Origin of the sequence: Rhizobium sp. BK251 (assembly GCF_004345245.1) — a bacterium.
Lineage (GTDB): Bacteria > Pseudomonadota > Alphaproteobacteria > Rhizobiales > Rhizobiaceae > Rhizobium.
The window spans coordinates 125,671-146,471 of the sequence record NZ_SLUQ01000003.1 but is presented as its reverse complement, the minus strand read 5'-3'; the positions used below and the strand labels follow the sequence as shown (position 1 = coordinate 146,471).

Annotated in this window: 19 protein-coding genes; 3 read left to right on the top strand and 16 right to left on the bottom strand. The window is 61.6% G+C overall.

Going from position 1 to position 20,801, the window contains the following annotated elements; all coding sequences use genetic code 11:
* Nucleotides 1-41: 41 nt before the first annotated feature.
* Nucleotides 42-842: a class I SAM-dependent methyltransferase gene (locus EV286_RS07755; protein ID WP_132956456.1), complete on the bottom strand. Its 801-nt coding sequence runs from the start codon at nucleotides 840-842 to the stop codon at nucleotides 42-44.
* A 219-nt stretch (nucleotides 843-1,061) separates the two neighbouring features.
* Here EV286_RS07755 and EV286_RS32745 point away from each other — a divergent pair, with 219 nt between their 5' ends.
* Nucleotides 1,062-2,456, top strand: a complete 1,395-nt coding sequence (locus EV286_RS32745) for an Ig-like domain-containing protein (protein ID WP_132956455.1) — start codon at nucleotides 1,062-1,064, stop codon at nucleotides 2,454-2,456.
* A gap of 148 nt (nucleotides 2,457-2,604) precedes the next feature.
* Here EV286_RS32745 and EV286_RS07745 read toward each other — a convergent pair whose 3' ends face one another.
* The 5 genes from EV286_RS07745 to EV286_RS07725 form a co-directional block, all read right to left on the bottom strand.
* Nucleotides 2,605-3,708: a hypothetical protein gene (locus EV286_RS07745; protein WP_132956454.1), complete on the bottom strand. Its 1,104-nt coding sequence runs from the start codon at nucleotides 3,706-3,708 to the stop codon at nucleotides 2,605-2,607.
* A 984-nt stretch (nucleotides 3,709-4,692) separates the two neighbouring features.
* Nucleotides 4,693-6,045, bottom strand: a complete 1,353-nt coding sequence (locus EV286_RS07740) for an FAD-binding oxidoreductase (protein WP_132956453.1) — start codon at nucleotides 6,043-6,045, stop codon at nucleotides 4,693-4,695.
* Between the two features lie 144 nt (nucleotides 6,046-6,189).
* A complete protein-coding gene (locus EV286_RS07735; protein WP_132956452.1) occupies nucleotides 6,190-6,717 on the bottom strand; it encodes a cupin domain-containing protein in 528 nt (175 codons plus the stop codon).
* A 136-nt stretch (nucleotides 6,718-6,853) separates the two neighbouring features.
* On the bottom strand, nucleotides 6,854-7,516 hold the full coding sequence (locus tag EV286_RS07730) for a VOC family protein (protein ID WP_132956451.1): 663 nt from the start codon (nucleotides 7,514-7,516) through the stop codon (nucleotides 6,854-6,856).
* 116 nt (nucleotides 7,517-7,632) lie between these two features.
* Nucleotides 7,633-8,883, bottom strand: coding sequence for a D-arabinono-1,4-lactone oxidase (locus tag EV286_RS07725; RefSeq protein WP_132956450.1), 1,251 nt, complete (start codon nucleotides 8,881-8,883; stop codon nucleotides 7,633-7,635).
* A 299-nt stretch (nucleotides 8,884-9,182) separates the two neighbouring features.
* On the opposite strand from EV286_RS07725, the gene EV286_RS07720 reads away from it, so the two are divergent.
* Complete coding sequence (locus EV286_RS07720; protein WP_132956449.1) at nucleotides 9,183-9,485, top strand: flagellar basal body rod C-terminal domain-containing protein; 303 nt, start codon at nucleotides 9,183-9,185, stop codon at nucleotides 9,483-9,485.
* 44 nt (nucleotides 9,486-9,529) lie between these two features.
* Here EV286_RS07720 and EV286_RS07715 read toward each other — a convergent pair whose 3' ends face one another.
* Both EV286_RS07715 and EV286_RS07710 read right to left on the bottom strand, forming a co-directional pair.
* Complete coding sequence (locus EV286_RS07715) at nucleotides 9,530-11,407, bottom strand: hypothetical protein (RefSeq protein WP_245500647.1); 1,878 nt, start codon at nucleotides 11,405-11,407, stop codon at nucleotides 9,530-9,532.
* Nucleotides 11,404-12,327, bottom strand: a complete 924-nt coding sequence (locus tag EV286_RS07710; protein WP_132956878.1) for a glycosyltransferase — start codon at nucleotides 12,325-12,327, stop codon at nucleotides 11,404-11,406. The genes EV286_RS07715 and EV286_RS07710 overlap by 4 nt, the downstream gene beginning before the upstream one ends.
* 390 nt (nucleotides 12,328-12,717) lie before the next feature.
* On the opposite strand from EV286_RS07710, the gene EV286_RS07705 reads away from it, so the two are divergent.
* Entirely contained in the window at nucleotides 12,718-13,344 is a 627-nt protein-coding gene (locus EV286_RS07705; protein WP_132956448.1) for an esterase, read from the top strand.
* A gap of 12 nt (nucleotides 13,345-13,356) precedes the next feature.
* Here the strand turns inward: EV286_RS07705 and sufA are convergent, their stop codons facing one another.
* From sufA to EV286_RS07665, 8 genes are all read right to left on the bottom strand, one after another.
* A complete protein-coding gene (gene sufA / locus EV286_RS07700; protein ID WP_132956447.1) occupies nucleotides 13,357-13,749 on the bottom strand; it encodes a Fe-S cluster assembly scaffold SufA in 393 nt (130 codons plus the stop codon).
* A gap of 75 nt (nucleotides 13,750-13,824) precedes the next feature.
* Entirely contained in the window at nucleotides 13,825-14,205 is a 381-nt protein-coding gene (locus EV286_RS07695) for an SUF system Fe-S cluster assembly protein (RefSeq protein ID WP_132956446.1), read from the bottom strand.
* Between the two features lie 10 nt (nucleotides 14,206-14,215).
* On the bottom strand, nucleotides 14,216-15,457 hold the full coding sequence (locus EV286_RS07690; protein ID WP_132956445.1) for a cysteine desulfurase: 1,242 nt from the start codon (nucleotides 15,455-15,457) through the stop codon (nucleotides 14,216-14,218).
* A gap of 120 nt (nucleotides 15,458-15,577) precedes the next feature.
* On the bottom strand, nucleotides 15,578-16,852 hold the full coding sequence (sufD, locus tag EV286_RS07685; RefSeq protein ID WP_132956444.1) for a Fe-S cluster assembly protein SufD: 1,275 nt from the start codon (nucleotides 16,850-16,852) through the stop codon (nucleotides 15,578-15,580).
* A 22-nt stretch (nucleotides 16,853-16,874) separates the two neighbouring features.
* Complete coding sequence (gene sufC, locus EV286_RS07680; protein ID WP_132956443.1) at nucleotides 16,875-17,630, bottom strand: Fe-S cluster assembly ATPase SufC; 756 nt, start codon at nucleotides 17,628-17,630, stop codon at nucleotides 16,875-16,877.
* Nucleotides 17,631-17,654: 24 nt separating this feature from the next.
* A complete protein-coding gene (locus EV286_RS07675) occupies nucleotides 17,655-17,939 on the bottom strand; it encodes a hypothetical protein (RefSeq protein ID WP_132956442.1) in 285 nt (94 codons plus the stop codon).
* A gap of 20 nt (nucleotides 17,940-17,959) precedes the next feature.
* Nucleotides 17,960-19,429 (bottom strand): Fe-S cluster assembly protein SufB, encoded by a 1,470-nt coding sequence (gene sufB / locus EV286_RS07670; RefSeq protein WP_132956441.1) that lies wholly within the window; start codon nucleotides 19,427-19,429, stop codon nucleotides 17,960-17,962.
* A 147-nt stretch (nucleotides 19,430-19,576) separates the two neighbouring features.
* Nucleotides 19,577-20,743 (bottom strand): cysteine desulfurase family protein, encoded by a 1,167-nt coding sequence (locus EV286_RS07665; RefSeq protein ID WP_132956877.1) that lies wholly within the window; start codon nucleotides 20,741-20,743, stop codon nucleotides 19,577-19,579.
* Nucleotides 20,744-20,801: the final 58 nt, after the last annotated feature.

Sequence of the window (20,801 nt, the reverse complement as noted above, 5' to 3'; positions counted from 1 at the left end):
AGTGTGCGCCACGAACGCGCTGCTTAAAGCCGGCCGGAGGCTCAGCGCACCGTGCCTCGGCAGGCCCATGCAACGTTGGCGAAGGACCTCGGGCCATCGGGCCGACCTGCCTCGTAGGCGTCCCGTACCGCGGCTCTCAGACGCTCGCGCTCGGCGGCATCGAGCCCCGCCACATATTTGCCGAGCGGGCCTTCGCCCCCGGCGATCGGCGTCCAATAGTCGTCGAAGCCCTGGTATTCCATGCGGATCATGAGCTCGGTCTCGATGACATCCACGAGACCCTGCGCGATGAAGGCCCGCTTCATTTCGCCGGGCTGCATCATCGGCTGGAAGCAATAGCGGCTGCGAATCTGGCGCCCGCCCTCGTTCAGGACTGCGGCCGTGTCGATCAACATGCGCATGCCGGACATGCCGCCAAGATGGTCCCATACGGCTGCCGCGACCACACCGCCCGGCCGCACAACGCGTCGCATCTCCGAAATGGCCTTCTCGGCCTCCGGCACGAAGTGCAGCACCAGCAGCGCCAGCGCGCGATCGAAACTGTTGTCATTGAACGGCAAGGCGCAGGCATCCGCCTGCTGGACCTTGATGCGCGGGTTGGCGTTGCGTCGCGTTGTCTCCTCGACAAAGATCGGCGAATAGTCGGTCGCAACGATCTCTGCGAGGTCCGCGCTATCGGCAAGCGCAAAGGTCAAGCTGCCGGTACCGCAGCCCACTTCTAGAATCCTCTCCCCGTCGGCAAGCCCCGCGAAGTCGATGAAAGGTGGCGCCAGCCTCTTGCTCCAGCGGCCCATGATCTGCTCATAGCCGGCCGCCTCGTTCACGTTGAAACTTGACGTCATCGGAGCCTCCATCCGCCCTCGCGATGCTAGACCCTGGCGCGGCGCTTGCCAAGGCGACGCTATCATCGCGCCCTGCCCGGCCCCTGTCGACCGTCCGCGTAGTCCATCGAATGTGCATTACCCCTTGATTGGCATGGTTGATCGCTTCGCAGGTGGAGCTAATTTGCTCCCCTGTAGGGGTGCCCGCAGACCGCTTTCCCCGTGACGAAGGAAACCACGATGCCCACATTGAGCAATGGCAGTGAGCTTACCGTTTGGGAAGATGTGAATAACCAAAGCCCTGATGCGATCCTCTTCGACATCAAGGAAAAGGACGGCGACGTCCTCGGCCCGACAGGCGCTCATTCCGACTATCCATACGGATGGGTGGACGTCGCTTCGGTCGATGTGTTCGATGGCTTCTTCACCGTCACCACCTTCACCAATGACGGCAGGACCCAGCTGTTCACGACCGTCGAGACCATGGTGTTCGACAACGAGGGCAACTATATCCGCACGCTCTCGGCGCAGGCTGCCTATCTCTCGACGAAGATAGTCGCCGTGACCGCCGAAAGCCCCAACGACATAAAGATCACCTACCAGGGCGCGAACGAATATTTCACCGGCCAGAACACCCAGTATGGCGAGCATCAGATCATCCTGGAAAACGGCACCGTTCAGCCCGACACCTTCGTCAATCATGACCCCACCGTCGCCGACATGAACTTCACGCTCGCGCCGGGGCAGTCACTCGACGACATAAAGTTCAGCGCGGCCGATACCGATTTCGACCTTTTGAAATTCGTCATCGTCGATGGGCCCGATCATGGCACGGTGGAGCAGGAGACGCGCTACGAGGCCGGATATTATCCATTTCCCCAAGGCCAGTATGGCGGCAGCCTGCACTATCATCAGGACTACCTGAAGGGGAACCTCTTCGACTATACGCCGGCGGCCGGCTTCACCGGCACCGACACCTTCACCGTCTATGCCACCGACGGCCAGGGCAACAGCAAGCTCGCGACCATCACCATCACCATTGCGCCGCCGGCCGAGCACATAGATCTGACCGGCGGCAAGGATCATGTCAGCTACAAGGATTCCGATCATCCGGTCGCCGTAGCCGCGATGGGCGGCAACGACCGCGTCATCGGCAGCGCCTACAATGATTTTCTCGACGGCGGCGCGGGCAAGGATGTCCTGCGCGGGGGCGCGGGCAATGACGAGATCGCGGGAGGAGCCGGAAACGATCGCCTGCATGGCGGCGCCGGCAACGACATCATCAAGGGCGGTGCAGGACGCGACATGCTTTTCGGCGGGGCCGGCAGCGATACTTTCGTCTTCGACCTCAAGCCTGGACGGGCAAACGCCGACAGGATCCTCGATTTCTGCTCGAAGGACGACACGATCTCGTTGGACAGTTCGGTCTTTGCGGGCATGACTGCCGGCGCCCTCGACCCTGACGCCTTCGTCAAGGGCAAGGCCGCGCTGGATGCAGACGACCGCATCATTTACGACAAGGCGTCCGGCCATCTCCTGTACGACGCGGATGGCAGCGGTGACGCAGCCGCGGTGATCTTCGCAACCCTGAACCACGGAACAGCGCTGACTGCGGACGATTTCCGCTTCTTCTGACGCATATCTTCGAATGCGGGAATCGGTTTCGGATGGGAATATCTGCGCAAACAACACCTGAAGCGCGGCACGCGAATCTGAAAGATCGCAACGCGCTTCAGGTTGTTGGAGGTTGGGCGCTTCGCTTCCGGCCGTCCATGCCGAGGACTTATTTCTTTCCGCCCTTCGCGGCATCCCCCAGGGTTTGCTCCGTAGTCGACAAGATGCTTGGGACGAGCCGCTCGGAGAAGCCGGAAAGGAAGCACCAGATGGCGAGCAGAGCCAGGTCCGGGCTCGGCAGGATCTGGCGGACAGAACCAACGTCCTGCCCAAACGCGTTACCCACCCCAGGGACCGCATCGGACAAGAGAACCTTCCCCTCCATGACGCTCAATCGGGGAAAAGTCGGAAACAGCTTGCCGTCGACCATTCCCGAGCGGAGGAAGAAGAACACCACCAGCGCGCCACACATGCCGACGACGCCTCTGAGGAATATTGAGGTCAGCTCGCGTGCCGTCTTCAACTCTCCGACGGACATGTTGCCGGCATTTTTCTGAATATAAAGCAGCCGGCTGAAATATGCGCCGAACAGCCCCGCCGTAAGCGCGGTATAAAACGGGAGACCGACGAGAAAGTCCGTCGGTATCTTTTGGTCGGCGCGACTTATATAGATATCGACATAGATCCAGGCGTACGGAAGTACGAATAGGGCGAACGAGAAAACGCCGGCCCAGACGATCTTGCGGGTGGCCGATATCTGAATTGGACGCGCGAAGAATTTGCGCTGCGTCGTCCAATGTGTCTTCTCGAGAATCTCGAGCAGCAGTGCGCGAAGCATCGACTCTCCGTCCGGCTTGAGTTCCGGCGGGGACCTGGAGTTGTCGAATGCGTTGGCTTCCGCCATGGAGAGAGCGGTCCGCAGGCGCGGCTCGGCACTCACCCGCTCCGCCGAAGCCTCGTCCAATCGCAGGCGAATTTCGTAAAGTAGATTGTCGATTGGCTCGAGCAACGCCATCAGGCGCTCGAGACGATAGGCTTCCGTCCAGGCTTCGGAGTCGGTGTAGATGCCCGGTGAGGAATTCTCGAGCCGATCGCGACGCTTTATAACCTCCTCAAGAATGTACTTCTTGGCCTCGTCGAAGTTGCCGGCTCGGCTTTGAAACCAGCGCAGCCGGACGTCGATGATGCTCAGAAAGTACAACAAGATCGGATCGGTCTTTGCAGAATAGACATTGAAACGTTTGGCAAGCCAACGCCGACACCACTCCCACATCTCAGCCTCCCTCGAATGGCCCTAGGCCGTAACAAGCTTGCACAAAGCGCAGCGATCGGTCCGCGCCGCCGAAAAGCGCGAGGCCGCAAGAAGCACGAGGAATTTCGCTGTAACTCGGAAAATTTCTACAGTACAATTCTAGATATACATGATTTTAAACAATAATCCAACTCGAATAGGGACCGCGCAACCTCCACGCGATCTGCGTTGACTCCATTGTCTCCGAGCCAGCGCCCGGCTTACGAAACGAGGCACATGTGCCGTAATCCAGAAATGATGGCACGGGCCTAACGGCGACGCCGCCCTCGCCTCCCTTGCACTTCAACCAAACGGGCGCGGAGGTCACGGTCCCCGTTCTCCTGGAACGGTGCCCCGTGACCTCCGGCTCGTCAGAAGCCGTTTCATGGCAGTCCGGATCGGCCGCCTTGTCGAAATCCAGCATCGAGCTCAGGCGCTCTGGAAACACCGATATCGCGGGACATCCAGTCCGAGAGATCCGAGTACCCGTTTGGTCCCTGTCGACGTCTCCACAGGGTAGCCGCCAAGGCGCGCGTGGTTTCCCACACGCCGAATTCCGCGCAAAGCTCGTTGATCGCGGCGGTCAGTTTGTCGATGGCAAGTTCTTGTTCTTGTCTCATGGTTGCTCACGGCGCACCAGCGGGCAGCCGCGTCCTCTTTGAAGCTGAAATGGCGTGGCAACAGTGGTTCTCGGCGCAATATTGCCCGAGGCCATCAAGTTGCGTGCTGTAAATCTGGAAAACGCCAAACAGCGGCAGAGGTCGAACCTGAATGCGGTTCGCAACCTTCTGAGCTCAACCGACAACCAAAAAGGCTAGATTAGTTGGAGCCCTGCGACCAGAGTGGCGCGGAATACGGAAACGACTGTCATTACACGCCCTCCTTCTAAGGTTGCTGACGGCGGCAAACTACATGACACCGGCAGCATCCGCAAGTACCCCCTGCCCGATATCTCGCGTCCGCAGGTTACACCGCGGCAGTGCCGGCAGGCTTGATGTTCTGGTTGAGGCGAAACAGATTGTCTGGGTCGAGCCGCGCCTTGAGGCGTGCCAGGCGCTGGTATTTCTCCGTACCATAGGCTTCGCGCGCCACGTCCGCACCTGCGTCGCCGAGTTCGTTGACATAGTTGCCCTCCATCGACGGATCGGAGAGCGACCTGGCGGCGGCCCGGCCCCAGGCAAGACACGCCTCATCATCGGCGGGGTCGTCCCAAACCGGCTCCGAAAGCCAATAATATCCGGCATTTCTTCCGGTATAGGCCGTCGCCGCGTCCGATATGTCGCAAACGGCGCCTCCGAGCTGCACCGCAAAGATCTCGCAGTCCGGCGTCGGTGCCCTCGCGACCACGTCGACTATATGGGCTATCGCCTCGTCGCCGATGTCGCGCCAGAAACCGCCCTTTGCGTAGTAGCGCCGCGACGACGCGAAATGCTCGTCGTTGCGACTCTGCAGCTTGAGATATGGCATAGGCCCGATCGTCCCCGTCCCGGCGCCCGCCAGTTCACCGAGCGGTGACAGCATGGCATCCGCAAGCCTCTCATCGCCCAGCCAGACGGCCGCTACGCCGAGCCCGGACGCTGTCGCCGTCAATGTCACCGTGAAGTCCCGGGGCCGCTCGCGCGCCAGGTCGCGGAGGGTGCGAAGCGCCTGCGCAGTCCTCCCGAATTCGTAGTTCCATTGCCCGGCGACAATGGAGCCGAACGGATGCATCCTGAATTTGAAGCGCGTCACGACGCCGAAATTACCGCCGCCACCGCGAATGCCCCAGAAAAGCTCGGGATCGGATGTCCGGCTCGTCCAGATGCGATTGCCGTCGGCGGTAACGAGTTCCGCGCCTAGCAGGCTGTCGATGGTCAACCCGTATTTCCTGCTCGCCCAGCCCATTCCGCCACCGAGCGTCAGTCCCGCGACGCCGGTATGGGAGATCACGCCGGCAGGGACCACATAGCCAAGCGGTATTGTTGCCTGATCGAGGTCGCGAAGCAGCGCCCCGCCGCCCACCTCCACAGTCTGCGCCTCCTGGTCGACGACGACGTCATTGAGTTGCGCAAGGTCGAGGACCAGTCCGTCATCGCATGTCGAAAGCCCAGGGAGGCTGTGCCCACCGCCGCGTACTGCAAGCAGCGTTCGGGCTCTTGCTGCCGCAACCACCGCTTTTCTGACATCTTCCAGGCCACGCGCCCGGACAATCGCGGCCGGACGGCGATCCGCCACGCCGTTCCAGACCTTGCGATAGCGGTCATAGTCCTCGTGACCCGAAGTGATCACCGGGCAATCGAACGCAGCGACAGACAGTTCCCGCAGCAGCAAGTCGGACATGTGACACCCCCCAGCACCATGCCTAAGCGCTATAGCACACTTTGAGTTGAACCATCGGATCGATGGCGAGGATGACGCAAGCCCGTCCCGCGCAGCCCAGTAAATGCCCGGTCCGCAGGACCACCTCCCTCACCCAGACCCGACCTACCCGTCCTCGCGCCCGGCCTTCGCAGCACGCACCCGATCCGTCATCCCGTCGTGAGGACCGAGATCATGTGTCGGATGACCGTCCCACCAGCCAGGATGCAGGTTCCTGCGATCGAGATGGCGGGGGTAAAAGACGCGGTTCTCGGGCTTGGTACGTTCGCCGACGACGAGCAGCCGGACCTCTGCCTCGGTATTGTTGAGGAAGCTGTGCGCGAGCCCCGTGCCGGCCGGAAATCCGACGGCATCGCCCGGTTTCAGCCGATGAAGATGACCGTCCAGCCAGACGTCGGGCTCGCCTTCGATGACGAAGACGAATTCCTCGTCGGCGCTCTCGGCATGCGGAAAGGAGGTGCGCCGGCCGGGCGGCAATCTTTCATGATGAATACCGAGCTTCCCCAGGCGGAAATACCTGCCGAGAGACGCGCCAATGCTCATGAGCTCGTCATCTTCGTCATAATGCGTATCGTCCGGCTTTTCGATCTCGCTCCAATGAACGATGCAGGACGGACGCTTAGGCGTCGACATGATGATCCTCCGGCAAGCTGTTGGGATTGCCTATGAAGGTGCCTGTGTCTACGCGGCGCCGAACCCCCACGAAACTCGGCGCCGCCCTCGCAGCGACGCGCCCGTATCGCCTCGACCTGTCGATGCGGGCCGGAGGCTATCCGCCCGACTGCTCCTTGACCATGTATTCGGCATACCAGTCCGGCCAGCCATCGTCATGCTTGCCGATCTGCTTTTCGTACTCGCCATGGGCGGCGCCGGCGCGCCTCAGCGCTGCCGCCAGCTCCGCCGACGAGGTGAACTTGGTGACCTTCTCGTCCACGCGTCCAGGCAGGCGGGTCGTGATCTCCTGGAACAGCCAGCCATTGCCATCCGGATCGCTGAAGGAGGCGAAGGAGGCATAGCTGCCCCGCGCCGGATCCGGCCCGTCGAGGCGACCCTTCTCGCCGGCATGGTGGAAGATGCCGCCGACATCGTGGAACGGTCCGCTGACCTTGACACCGTGGCGGACGAGATCGGCGCAGGCCGCCTCGATATCGGAGACGATGAGATAATGGCCCTGTGCCGAGCCGGGCTTCGCAGAAGTGACGTCCGCGCCGAAAATGACCGAGCAGCCTGAGCCCGGCGGCGTGAACTGGATGACGCGGAAGCCGTCATCCCTGGCGAAATCCGCATCGAGCCGCCAGCCTAGGTCGCCGTAGAAGCGCTTGGCGCGATCGACATCGGAAACGGGGATAACCACGATCTCGAGCTTTGTGTCGAGTGCCTGCTTCCGTGGATTTTCGCCTGTTGTTTTGCTGTGCACCTCAGTATTGCCCATGACGGACTCCTTGGGTTCGGATGCCTTGAAAATGGCTGCACATTGCCCGGCGAGTGGAGCACAGCGGCGACACGCAGTCTAGTCAATTGTGGCTGTCGCCGCCTTCCACGACGGCCTCAAATGGCCGATCCGAACACGACCTCTTCAAGCCATGGATTCGAGAACTTCCGCTCCGGATCCATCCGATCGCGCAGCCGGGCAAACTCGGGAAGCATTTCGTATCTTGCGCCCACGGCCCGCGCCGCAAAGACCTTCCCCCAGTGCGGCAGGGCCCCGAACGGAGCAAGGACTTCCTCGATGTCGGCCACCGCAGCGTTCACGGCCTGCTGGTCGCGAATCCAGGTGAAATGAACGGAAAGTGTGTCCTGCCGGAATTGCGGGCTCATCCAGAGTTCGTCCGCGGCGACGGTTCTGAATTCGCTTGCCGGCGCTAGGTGGCGAAACCTGTCGCGGATGGAGACCAGCGCCTCGATCGCAGCTCTACGGTGCCGCCGCGGCACATGGAACTCGGACTGGATCTCTTCGCCGTTGCTGGGCGTGAAGCCCAGCTTGAAATGCGGCAGCCTGTCGGCCCAGCAACCGGGCACTCCGAGCTGCTCGGTCGCATTCTCGGGGCTCAGTCCGATCAGCGGATGGCGCTTGATGGTGGCGCGCTGGGCGCCGTAGAGCGCCTCCGGCCAGCCTTGCGCAGGCGTGGTTCGCTTTATCCAGAGCGTGCCGGCCTCGTCGCCCCATCGCGTGAACACGCTGACACTGTAGCCCGCAGCCATGATGTCATCGAAGTTGTCGAGCAGCGCCGCCCAGCGAAGGCCCTCGTAGACAGATTGCGCGACCTGAAATTCCGGCTGGACTTCCAGCGTTACCCGCGTGACGACGCCGAGTGCGCCGAGATGCACGACCATGCCGGGAAAGTCGGGATCACCGCGCTTCATCCGCACGATGCTTCCATCGCCCGTCACGAATTCGAGCGCCGATACCCCCGTTGCCAGATTTCCATTCTGGTCGCCGGAGCCGTGCGTTGCCGTGGCGATTGCTCCGGCGATCGAGATGTGAGGCAGGGAAGCGAGATTGTGAATCGCGAGCTCGTGGCGGTGCAGGAAATGCGCAAGCTCGCCATAGGTGGCGTGCCCGCCGATCGAGACCTGCCGCCCGTCGGCTTCGATCACAGGGTCGATCGGCAACTCGGTCAGCATCATCGCGACCTCGCCGTCGGGGATGGCATTGAACGAATGCCTCGAACCAAGGACCTTTATCTTCGGCGCCCGGGCGACGGCCTCGCACACCGCCTCCATCGATGTCGGATAGACGCAGTCGCGAAAGCCGTATCGAAAGCTTTCAGCCCAATTGAAACTCGGAACGCGGTTCATTCAAAAGACCTTCCGGAATGTTGCCATGACGGGGTAATGGCAGCCTGTGCAGCTCAATGGGTAACGGCAAATCTCCCGCGAAGCCAGAGGGCCTCGCTCCTTGCTCCCGCTCCTCGCATATCGGGACTGCCACCCGCCCATCGCAAGCATCTTGTCAGCGGCGGCAGGGTCGTCGTGCCACATCGGCACAGCTCGCCAGCCATCCGCTCGCAGGGTAACCGTCCGCTAACGCTGCGCCTTCACCGCTCCCTAAGCCCTTGCCGCTAGAAAGGATCGATCCATTGCTGGGAGAACGGCTGATGAGCATATCGGGCATCACGGCTACTGCCCTTTCGGGCATGTTCGCGCAGACACAGCGCGTCGGCGCGATCGCCAACAATCTCGCGAACGTCTCGTCGGCGAGCTATGGCCGCCTCGCGACCAGCCTGACGACTGCCCCCGGCGGTGTACAGGCCGTCGTCAGCCAGACCGATTCCGAAGTCGATCCAGCAACCGAACTTACCGATCTCATCGAGGCCGAGCAGAGCTACAAGGCCAACGCCGCAGTCTTCGAGACCGGCGCCGACCTCTGGGATATTCTTCTCGGCATCAAGCGCGACTGAAAGCTTTCGGAAGCGGCCACCGCTGCCGTCCGGCGGCGCTCTTCTCAGTTGTCCGAGACAAGACCGGCCCGGCAGAACTGGTAAGGGCGGGATCCTCCTCCGATCCCGGCATCGTATGTCCGGCAGGAGCCGCGATCGAGCGCAAAACCGCTCCGCGTCAAAACCGCCTCGGCCTCGTCCACGAGCGCACGGTTGCCGTCATCGATATTGACACGGTCACCTGCTCGCGGAACCACGCGGCAGCTCGCCGACCCATCCTCCACCGCCTCGATTTCCGCACGCAGCCGAAGCTTTCCGACGATGGCACGAAGTCTTGCGCAGCCCTCCGCCTCCTGCGTCAGGCCGAGGAAGCGAGCCACGTCGTTATAGACTGCCATCTTTGCCGCCCGGCGGTCGGTAGCACCACTTGTGATGACATAGATTGGCCCGCCTCTCTGTTGGGCCATCGCGCGCGCCCGCTCGACGAAAGCAGGCGTTGCGGGGAAACTGTTTTCCAGGCCGATGAAGCTCACCTCCGGCGGAAAGGAGGCCACCAGCCAGCCAAGCGGCGCATTCGCCTGCGAGGTAACAAGCAGTACGGTCGCCTTCCCGGGCTCGGAAATATCAGGCTCTTCGACGCGATAGAGGGGATTCGACCAGCTCTCGTGACCCCAGTTCGGCGTGCCGCTGACAATCATGAAGACAATGGCAAGCGAAAGTCCCCAGCCTGTAAGCCGGCGCGCATGGGCGTAGGAAACCAGCCGCGTCAGCAGGATGAAGATCGCGAGCGGCACCAGCATTTCCATCGCGACGACGTAGCGAATGATGCTGAATAGCTTCATCCACACCAGATAGCTGACGGCAATGAACGCAAGGAGAAAGAGCGTTCGGGGATCGAGCTTGGCAGCCGGATCTCGCCCCATTGCCCTCTTCCACAGAGAGCGGCCGGCCCAGGCGAAGAACAGGACGTAGACCGCCGGCCAGATCAGCTGATGGATCGAAAGTTCGCCGACCCGATGCACGTCGATCGTGAATAGGAAGGGCCAGGCGAGCACCTCCAACAGACCCTGCGGCAGCCACCGCGTGTCGCCGACCGCGATCGGCTGCGCAAGCGGATTGGGAAAGATCGCGCCGAACTGCGGAAAGAAGGGATTGCCGAACGCCTGCCACAGGCGAAACATCCAGTAACCGCCGGTCGCCGCGATACCGGCCAGGACACCGAGCCCGAACACGAAACCGAGGCGCAGTCGAAGCAAAAGTCCGCCGGGATAGCAGAGCACAAGTGCCGCACACAGCCCGACAGCAAATACCGCGTTGGTGAGCTTCAGCCCTACCCCGAGCCCGACGACCAATCCGCCGAACAGCAGCGCCGCCACCGCAGCCACGCTGACCTCCGCAAGGATCGCCCAGCGCGACAGCAAGAACCAGAGCGAGGCGAGCGTGAAGAGCGCCGTGAAGTTGTCTCCCATGCCGTTGCCGATGCCGGAGAGAAAGTTCGGCGTCAGGCAGCCGGCAACCGCCAGGAGCAGCGGTACACGGTAGGCATCGGCCTGCGGCAGCCCCGCAAGCACGATGCGCGCAATGCCGAGAACGATGACGAAGGCGAAACCGTGGAGCGCGCCCAACGCGAATCCCGCCATCCATGGCGGGAGAAGCAGGTTCAGCCAATAGGCAGGAAGGTCGAGGAACGGGTTGAAATAACCCTGCATCCCGGCAGGCGCGAGATCGATCCCGAGCTTGCCGTGAAGCAGGGCAAAGGCGTTGTAGCGATGATAGTTGTAGTTGTCCCAGTTGGTGTCGGCGCCGAGGATGACAGAAAACAGGCCGAACAGGGCGGGAACGACAAAAATGGCGGTGATCCATGTGCGCCGCGAATTGACCCATCCGCCGGGGCGCCCTTTCTCCACGGGAACGCTCAGGGAAACGTCCGCTTCCGAGCTCATTGCGCGGCGACTTGCCTTGCCGTCGTGTTCTCGGCAAAGCCGGTCTTCCAGGGCCCGGGGACAGCGAGATAGGCGAGCCGCTTCGCTTCCTTCCTGCCGCGCGTGACCGTATCGAGGATGATCCCGCAGATGAGGAACACGGTGCCGAAGAGCATCAGGGACGCACTGAGAAGTGCAGTCGGCAGACGCGGCACGAGACCGGTCTCCAGATAGGTTTCCAGCAGCGGCGCGGCGAGGCCGATGGAGGCCAGGGCGCATACGACGAAGCCGAGCGAGAAGAAAAGCAGCGGTCGCTCCCGCTTGAACAGACGCAGGATGGTGAGCAGTATCCGGAAACCGTCGCGGTAGGTGTTGAGCTTGCTGGCCGATCCCGTCGGCCTCACGCCATAGGCCGTCGAAAGCTCTCCGATCGGCATGCGCAGGCCAAGCGCGTGAACTGTAAGCTCGGTCTCGGTCTCGAAGCCGGACGATTCCGCCGGGAACGACTTCACGAAACGGCGCGAGAAAGCGCGATATCCGGACAGCATGTCGGAAAATGCACGGCCGAACAGAAACCGCACGCAGGAAGTCAGCATTCGATTGCCGAACCTGTGACCGCGTCGATAGGCCTCGCGTTCATCCGACTGGCGCGTCGCCACGACCATGTCGAGGCCGCCGGCCAAGAGTACGTTCACAAGCTCTCCCGCCCTTGCCGCATCATAGGTGTCGTCCCCGTCGACGAGCAGGTAGATATCCGCGTCAATATCGGCGAACATGCGCCGGACGACATTGCCTTTTCCCTGATCCGCGACCGTACGAACGACGGCGCCCGCCGCAAGGGCAGTCTCCCGGGTGCGATCGGTCGAATTGTTGTCGAAGACATAGACGACACAGCCCGGCAGCGATCGCTGAAAGTCTCCCACGACTTTGCGGACGGTCATCTCTTCATTGTAGCAGGGAATGAGAACGGCAACGCGCAGCGCGGTCGACGCGCCCGTCACCGCTGCAATCTCACCCGTCCGGGCATCGAAAGTCAAAGCATTGTCAATCAACGATCTCGATCCTCAGGCCCTAAAGCCTCGCCTCCCCAGCACCACGGAGGAAATCTGAGTGTTTTCGATCATTGTTTTTTTCACAACTGCGATACATCGGCAAGTCCGGAGCCACGCCTGTGCACCGCGGAGGATGATTAAGCCGTCCCAAGACGCGAATCCGGTTGCGAAAGCGCGCAAGAAATGGAGATCAGTATACTGGGGAAATTTCGGGCACTGTTATAAGAGCGTCTTGAATCGGACCTATGCCGTTGCTCACCACTGACGCAGATCGGTCCCATGCCCGAGTTTCAAGATTTCCTCCATATCGCCGGACGGACCGAACTGGATGCGACGCCGCTCGTGCTACTGCACGGCAGCGCCATGGACGAGCGCAGTCTCTTGACACTGGCCGACAGGGTCGGCCCGGACAGGCCCTATCTGGCGCTCAGGGGCGCGGTCGCATGGGAGGATGGTTTTGCCTTCTTTCGCAGGCATCCAGACCGCACGCTTGATTATGCCGACCTCCTGAGAGAGACCGTTCATCTTGGGGAGTTTCTACGCGCAGCATTGGAAAATGGCGTGCTGCGACAGCCGCCGGTCCTTCTCGGCTTCTCGAACGGCGCGATCATGGCCGCCTCGGTGATGCTCCACCGACCCGAAACCATAGCCGGAGCGATACTGTTGCGGCCGCTTTCGCCGGCTCCCGGCGCGAACTTCCCGGATCTACGCAACCATCGAGTCCTCGTCCTCGGCGGTGCATCCGACGAACGCCGGGCTCCGGAGGATTTCACGCTGGTCAGGGATCAGATCGAAAGAAGTGGTGCGAGGCTCACCGCGCGGCTGTTTCCCACCGGCCACGGGCTGCACGAGAATGAACCTGCGTTCGTGCATGACTGGCTGACGGTCAATTTCCCGTCAGCCTGAAAATTCGCGATATCAGGAATGCGCGGCTTCCGTCTGACGCTGCGCGGCAAGCGCTGCAAGGTCAGCGGGCTTCAGTTCCACCGACTCGCCGCAGCCGCAGGCAGAGGTCTGGTTGGGATTGGTGAAGGTGAAGCCGGAGCGCAGCGTCGTCGTCTCGAAATCCATTTCGGTCCCGAGCAGATAGAGAACTGCCGACGGTTCGACCCAGACCCGGACGCCGTCGCGCTCGACCAGGTCGTCCTTGGCGTTGGGCTCGGTCACCAGATCGATGGTGTATTCCATGCCCGCGCAGCCGCCCTTCTTGATGCCGACACGAACGCCCTTGGCTTCCGGTCCGGAATTCTCGACGATCGCCCTAACGCGCGCCGCGGCGGCTTCCGTCATGCTCATCACTGCAAAGCCCATGGGCTCATTCTCCTTCCGCAACCGGGGTCAAGATCCGGCGCTTCGAATCTAATGTAAAGCGGACGGCTTAAGGCTTCAATACCAGCCGACCGCCACCTGTGCCTCTTCGGACATGCGCTCGGGGGTCCACGGCGGATCGAATGTAATCTCGACCTCGACCCCGGAGACGCCTTCGATGGAGCCAACGGCATTCTCGACCCAGCCCGGCATTTCGCCTGCTACGGGGCAGCCCGGCGCCGTCAGCGTCATGATGATCTTGACGGCACGGTCGTCCTCGATGTCGATCTTGTAGATCAGACCCAGCTCGAAGATGTCGGCAGGGATTTCCGGATCATAGACCGTCTTCAGCGCCATGATGATGTCGTCGCTGAGGCGCGCGAGTTCGTCCTCGGGAATGCTGGAGTGCACGATCCCTTCGCGCACGTCGATCTTCTGTTCGCTTTCATCAAGGCTCATGGCATTTTCCTCAGGCAAAGAACTTGCGCGCATATTCCAAAGCGTCGGCCAGCGCATCTACCTCTGCCCGCGTATTATACAGGCCAAAGGATGCACGGCATGTGGAGGTGACGCCGAAGCGTTTCAAGAGCGGCATGGCGCAATGCGTGCCCGCGCGAACCGCAACGCCTTGGCGGTCGATCACCATGGAGACGTCATGGGCATGGATGCCGGCAAGTTCGAATGAGAAGATACCACCCTTGCCCGGCGCAGTCCCGAATACTCTCAGCGAATTGACCGACTGCAGCCGCTCGGCGGCATAGGCCGCAAGGTCCGCCTCATGGCGGGCAATCGCTTCGCGGCCGATCTTTTCCATGTAGTCGAGTGCGTAGCCAAGCCCGATCGCCTGGACGATCGGCGGCGTGCCGGCTTCGAAGCGATGCGGCGGATCGTTGTAGGTGACGATATCCTCCGTCACCTCGAAGATCATCTCGCCACCACCCTGGAACGGTCGCATTTCGCGCAGCCGATCTTTCTTGCCGTAGAGCACGCCGATGCCCGACGGCCCATAGAGCTTGTGGCCGGTCATCACATACCAGTCGCAATCGATATCCTGCACGTCGACCGGCAGGTGCACCGCACCCTGCGATCCGTCGATCAGGACGGGAATGCCGCGCTCGTGGGCGATGCGGCATACTTCCTTGACCGGCACGACCGTGCCGAGCGCATTCGACATATGGGTGATCGCGACGAGCTTGGTCTTCTCAGTCAGGCTCTTCTCGAAATCCTCGATATGGAAGGCGCCCTCGTCGTCCACCGGCACCCAGACGAGCTTGGCGCCCTGCCGCTCGCGGATGAAATGCCAGGGCACGATGTTGGAATGGTGCTCCATGATCGACACGACGATCTCGTCGCCCTCGCCGATCTTTGGCATTCCCCAGCCATAGGCGACCGTATTGATCGCCTCGGTCGAATTCTTGGTGAAGACGATATCGTCCACCGACGGCGCGTTCAGGAAGCGACGAACCTTTTCGCGCGCCGCTTCATAGGCCTCGGTCGCGGCGTTGGAGAGATAATGCAGGCCGCGATGCACATTGGCATATTCATGCGAATAGGCGTGCGAGATGGCGTCGATCACCACCTGAGGCTTCTGGGCCGAGGCGCCGTTGTCGAGATAGACCAACGGCTTGCCGTGCACCTTCTCCGCAAGGATCGGGAAATCCTTGCGGATGGCTTCGACATCATAGGCGCTTGCAGGAACCATATTGTCCATCTCGATCACTCCGCCCGAAGCCGGATGATTTCAGGTCGAAGCGACCTGAAATCATGATCCGCTCAGGAATCAAACAAATGAGAGCATGACGTCGTCCGAAAACCGTCTCGGCATAATGCTCTAGGCGTGGTTCTCCAGCCAGGCCGAGATGACGCCTTCCAGCGCCTCGACCAGGGCTTCGTCCTCAAGTTCCTCTACGATCTCGGCAACGAAGGCGTTGACCAGCATTGCCCGCGCCTTGTTCTTCGGAATGCCGCGCGCCATCATGTAGTAGAGGTGGTTTTCGTCGATATCGGCGACCGTCGCGCCGTGCCCGCACTGCACGTCGTCGGCGAAGATCTCGAGCTCCGGCTTGACCGAGAACTCGGCATCGTCTGACATCAGCAGCGTGTTGCAGGCCATCTTGGCATCGGTCTTCTGGGCATCCGGAGCAACCCGGATCATGCCCTGGAAGACGCCCTTGGCACGGTCGAACACGACGTTGCGGATGATTTCCGTCGAACCGGTGTGCGGGACGTCGTGGCCGAGCACCATGGTGACGTCCGTATGCGTGTCGCCGCCGAGCAGGTTGATGCCACGCACCGTCAGATCGGCACCCTCGCCGGTCACCTTCAGGTGCAGTTCCTGGCGAACGAGCTTGCCGCCGGTATTGATGACGAAGAGCTTCAGCTTGGCATCGGGGCCGAGATCGACGCGGATCTGGCCGAGATGCGTGTCTTCTGCGCCCTGCTGCTGCAGGATGATCCAGGTGAGCTCCGTGCCCTGCCCGACCGAGATGTCACTGACATGGGACACAAGCGCCGCATCGCCGGTCACCGACTGGTGACGTTCGATCACGGTCGCTTTCACGCCTGCCCCGAACGACACGGGAAGACGAGTGTGGGTCTGTCCGCCGGCATGGCGCAGCTGGATCTCCAGCGGAGCCTCGAGTTCGGTCCCCTCGGGAACGTCGACCACGTAGCCATCGCGGACAAAGCTGCCATTGATGCGGCCGACCGCATCGTCGCTGCCGAGCGCCACGAGGCCCGCAGCGGCCGTACCATCCAGGAGCTGTTCCGAATAGGCGCTGACGCCAAGCCCATCGATCGAGGCATTGTGATCGCTTGCGCCCTGCAGGACTGCAAGAACGGGCGAACCTTCGACCAGGGGTTCGCCTGCCTCCGTGCCGGCATCGCCCTGCAGCGACGGCACGTTGCGAAGCAAGCCCTTGAGGTCGGTGTAGTGCCAGGCTTCGACGCGACGGGTCGGCAGGCCGCCCTTTTTAAGGTCGTCGAGCAGGCGGTCGCGGATCGCCGTGACCGCGCCGTCGCCGGGCAGGTCGCCGATCTGGTCGTTGAAGGCCTCGATCAGCGCCGTCTCTGCCGCAGTGAGGCGGCTCGTCGTCTGCATGTTCATGAGACTCGTCCTTTCCGCCAAATCAGGCTGCAGCGTCAATGATGTCCGCATAGCCATTCGCCTCAAGCTCATGCGCAAGCGTCTTGTCGCCGGACTTGATGATCTGGCCCTTGTAGAGGACGTGGACGGTGTCCGGGACGATATAGTCGAGCAGGCGCTGGTAGTGCGTGATGACGATGACGGCGCGATCCGGGGAGCGCAGCGCGTTGACGCCATCGGCAACGATCTTCAGCGCATCGATGTCGAGGCCGGAGTCGGTCTCGTCCAGCACGCAGAGCTGCGGCTGCAGGAGCGCCATCTGGAGGATTTCCGCGCGCTTCTTCTCGCCGCCGGAAAAGCCGACGTTCAGCGGACGCTTCAGCATCTCGGTGTTGATGTGCAGCTTGCCGGCAGCGTCCTTGACGCGGCGCATGAAGTCCGGCGTCGTCAGCTCCTCTTCGCCGCGCGCCTTGCGCTGCTCGTTCATCGCGACCTTGAGGAACTGCATCGTGGCGACGCCGGGGATCTCGACCGGATACTGGAAGGCGAGGAAGATGCCCTTGGCGGCACGCTCGGCCGGATCGAGCTCGAGGATGCTCTCGCCGTTGTAGAGGATGTCCCCTTCAGTCACTTCATAGTCCTCGCGACCGGAAAGGATGTAGGAGAGCGTCGACTTGCCAGAGCCGTTCGGACCCATGATGGCGGCAACTTCGCCAGCCTTCACGGTGAGGTTCAGGCCACGGATGATCTCGGTGCCGTCTTCGGCGATGCGGGCGTGCAGGTTTCTGATTTCAAGCATTGTTCGTCTCAATCTTCCTTTGCCTCAGTCCTTCGAGGCCGGGTTCCTAAGGTTTGCTTCCTCGTTCCGCGAAGAGGCATTCGATCCGGAGCTTCCGAAGGGCAGGAAAACCAGAAGCTGGCCGATATCTGTAAACAGCAAGATCACGGCGGGAATAATTCCCATCCTTATCATCGCTATCCCCACGGTATTGACCGTTGCACTTCCAGCAATTCCTCCGGAAATCGCTATCACCATACCGAGGATGGTCAGGGTTCCCAGACAAACAAGCACGCAGGCAGCAATGCCATCAGCAAGTTTGCCTATCACCGGCTCATCCCCGCTTCAAACTAGCCAACCGAACCTTCGAGCGAGATGCTGATCAGCTTCTGCGCTTCGACGGCGAATTCCATCGGCAGTTCCTGCAGGACTTCCTTGACGAAGCCGTTGACGATCAGGGCGATCGCCGCTTCGGTCGGGATGCCGCGCTGCAGGCAGTAGAACAGCTGGTCCTCGGAAATCTTGGACGTCGTCGCCTCGTGCTCGAACTGCGCGGTCGAATTCTTGGCTTCGATGTACGGCACAGTATGCGCACCGCACTTGTCGCCAATCAGAAGCGAGTCGCACTGCGTGAAGTTACGGGCGTTCGATGCCTTGCGGTGGGCCGAAACCTGGCCGCGATAGGTATTCTGCGAAACGCCGGCAGCGATGCCCTTCGAGACAATACGGCTCGACGTGTTCTTGCCGAGATGGATCATCTTGGTGCCGCTGTCGATCTGCTGGTGGCCATTCGACACTGCGATCGAGTAGAACTCGCCGCGGCTGTCGTCGCCGCGCAAGATGCAGCTCGGATACTTCCAGGTAATGGCCGAGCCGGTCTCAACCTGAGTCCAGGAGATCTTGGAGCGATCACCGCGGCAATCGCCGCGCTTGGTGACGAAGTTGTAGATGCCACCCTTGCCTTCCTTGTCGCCCGGATACCAGTTCTGGACGGTGGAATACTTGATCTCGGCATCATCGAGCGCGACGAGCTCAACGACCGCAGCGTGCAGCTGGTTCTCGTCACGCTGGGGCGCCGTGCAGCCCTCGAGGTAGGACACGTAGGCGCCTTCCTCGGCGATGATCAGCGTGCGCTCGAACTGGCCGGTGTTCTTCTCATTGATGCGGAAGTAGGTGGAGAGCTCCATAGGGCAGCGAACACCCTTCGGCACGAAGACGAAGGAGCCGTCGGTGAAGACCGCGGAGTTCAGCGTCGCGTAATAATTGTCGGTCGTCGGAACGACGGATCCGAGATACTTCCGGACAAGATCGGGATGCTCGCGGATCGCCTCGGAGATCGACATGAAGATCACGCCGGCCTTCTTCAGCTCTTCCTTGAAGGTCGTGACGACGGAGACGGAATCGAAGACCGCATCGACGGCGATCTTCGGCCTTTCGACGCCGGCGAGGATTTCCTGCTCCTTGAGCGGAATGCCGAGCTTTTCGTAGACCTTGAGGATCTCTGGATCGACCTCGTCCAGCGACTTCGGACCCGGCGTGCTCTTCGGCGCGGCGTAGTAGTAGATGTCGTTGAAATTGATCTTCGGATAATCGACGCGCGCCCATGTGGGCTCTTCAAGCGTCAGCCAACGCCGGTAGGCCTCGAGACGCCATTCCAGCATCCATTCCGGCTCCTGCTTCTTGGCGGAGATGAAGCGGATGATATCTTCCGAAAGGCCCTTGGGAGCCTTGTCCATTTCGATGATGGTTTCAAAACCATACTTGTACTGGTCCACATCGATCAGACGAACCTGATCGATTGTTTCCTGCACAGCAGCCATTTCGCTCTCCAATCTCGCCGGATCCAAGGTCCGGCAGCTTGTCAACGTTCGAGCAAACCTATGTCTGCCCTTATGTAGGTGGCCAAGAGGGACTTTTCAGCCCAATTGGCAAGCGGAAAATTGCGCTTGCGCAAAATTCCGAAGCGGTCAGGCCGCCTGGCCCGCCGGCTTGCGCCGACCGGCTATCTTCGCGAAGGCTGCAATCGCGCCATCGACATCCTCTTCGGTGGTCGAAAATCCGAGCGAGATGCGCAGCGCGCCAAGCTTCGGATCACGCCCCATCGCCACGAGCACATGGCTGTCACCGACCTTGCCGGACGAGCAGGCAGAACCCGCCGAAAGTGCGACACCTTCAAGATCGAACGCGATCTGGCCGGTCTCGGCCTTCAATCCGGGCAAAGTAAAGAAGGAAGTATTCGGAACCCGTTTCTCGTCGACGCCGTAGATGATCACGTCGGGAGCCGAGCGGTGCATGCCCGCTTCCAATCGGTCCCTCAACAGGGAAATAGCCGCGTTGCGCGCGTCGAATTCCTCGACGGCTGCCGCGGCCGCGGCACCGAAACCGATCAACGCCAACGAATTTTCGGTTCCGGACCTGTGGCCCTTTTCCTGGCCGCCGCCGTGGATGAGAGGCGCCGGCATAAGCACCTCGCCCCGGGAAATGAGCGCACCGACGCCCTTCGGTCCGCCGATCTTATGCGACGATACTATCAGGAAATCGGCACCGATCTTGTTGATATCGACCGGCACGCGTCCCGCCGCCTGCACCGCATCGACGACGAAAATGCCGCCATGGGAACGCACGATCGAGGAAGCCTCTTCCACCGGCTGAAGGATGCCCGTCTCGTTGTTCGCGAGCATGATCGCGACCATCGGCAGGCCGCTCTCCTTGTCGTGAGAACCCAGCATCGCGTCTAGCGCGGCGAGATCGGCAACGCCGCCGGACGTGACGGGAATTTCGCTTGTATTCTCGCGGGCGAAGCGGCCGCCTTCGCGCAGCGCCGGGTGCTCGATCGCGGAACGATAGAGATGGCCGACCGCAACGGGCTTCCGGCCCATGCGGAAGTCCGGCGTGAGCACCGTGTTGGCCGCCTCGGTCGCACCGCTCGTAAACGTCACATGCGCCGGATCTGCGCCCACGAGCGCCGCGACCTGGCGGCGCGCCATCTCGATTGCCGCCCGCACGGCCCGGCCCTCGCCATGCACGGAAGACGGATTGCCAAACAGGTCGATGGCGCGCAGAAGCGCTGCACGCGCCGCCGGATGCAGCGGAGCAGTAGCGTTCCAGTCGAGATAAAGACGCGCGGTCGCCATCATTTCATACCTGCCCGAGAAAAGCCTCGCCGGGCCACGGCTCATTTTCCTTGAAATT

Excerpts from the sequence above, each read along its gene's own strand:
- sufA (WP_132956447.1), bottom strand. The coding sequence starts at position 13,749 with ATGGGCTTTGCAGTGATGAGCATGACGGAAGCCGCCGCGGCGCGCGTT.
- EV286_RS07730 (WP_132956451.1), bottom strand. The coding sequence starts at position 7,516 with ATGGGCAATACTGAGGTGCACAGCAAAACAACAGGCGAAAATCCACGG.
- EV286_RS07725 (WP_132956450.1), bottom strand. The coding sequence starts at position 8,883 with ATGAACCGCGTTCCGAGTTTCAATTGGGCTGAAAGCTTTCGATACGGC.
- EV286_RS07740 (WP_132956453.1), bottom strand. The coding sequence starts at position 6,045 with ATGTCCGACTTGCTGCTGCGGGAACTGTCTGTCGCTGCGTTCGATTGC.
- EV286_RS07695 (WP_132956446.1), bottom strand. The coding sequence starts at position 14,205 with ATGAGCCTTGATGAAAGCGAACAGAAGATCGACGTGCGCGAAGGGATC.
- EV286_RS07715 (WP_245500647.1), bottom strand. The coding sequence starts at position 11,407 with ATGAGCTCGGAAGCGGACGTTTCCCTGAGCGTTCCCGTGGAGAAAGGG.
- EV286_RS07755 (WP_132956456.1), bottom strand. The coding sequence starts at position 842 with ATGACGTCAAGTTTCAACGTGAACGAGGCGGCCGGCTATGAGCAGATC.
- EV286_RS07690 (WP_132956445.1), bottom strand. The coding sequence starts at position 15,457 with ATGGACAATATGGTTCCTGCAAGCGCCTATGATGTCGAAGCCATCCGC.
- sufB (WP_132956441.1), bottom strand. The coding sequence starts at position 19,429 with ATGGCTGCTGTGCAGGAAACAATCGATCAGGTTCGTCTGATCGATGTG.
- sufC (WP_132956443.1), bottom strand. The coding sequence starts at position 17,630 with ATGCTTGAAATCAGAAACCTGCACGCCCGCATCGCCGAAGACGGCACC.
- EV286_RS32745 (WP_132956455.1), top strand. The coding sequence starts at position 1,062 with ATGCCCACATTGAGCAATGGCAGTGAGCTTACCGTTTGGGAAGATGTG.
- EV286_RS07710 (WP_132956878.1), bottom strand. The coding sequence starts at position 12,327 with ATGACCGTCCGCAAAGTCGTGGGAGACTTTCAGCGATCGCTGCCGGGC.
- EV286_RS07720 (WP_132956449.1), top strand. The coding sequence starts at position 9,183 with ATGAGCATATCGGGCATCACGGCTACTGCCCTTTCGGGCATGTTCGCG.
- EV286_RS07665 (WP_132956877.1), bottom strand. The coding sequence starts at position 20,743 with ATGGCGACCGCGCGTCTTTATCTCGACTGGAACGCTACTGCTCCGCTG.
- sufD (WP_132956444.1), bottom strand. The coding sequence starts at position 16,852 with ATGAACATGCAGACGACGAGCCGCCTCACTGCGGCAGAGACGGCGCTG.
- EV286_RS07745 (WP_132956454.1), bottom strand. The coding sequence starts at position 3,708 with ATGTGGGAGTGGTGTCGGCGTTGGCTTGCCAAACGTTTCAATGTCTAT.
- EV286_RS07705 (WP_132956448.1), top strand. The coding sequence starts at position 12,718 with ATGCCCGAGTTTCAAGATTTCCTCCATATCGCCGGACGGACCGAACTG.
- EV286_RS07735 (WP_132956452.1), bottom strand. The coding sequence starts at position 6,717 with ATGTCGACGCCTAAGCGTCCGTCCTGCATCGTTCATTGGAGCGAGATC.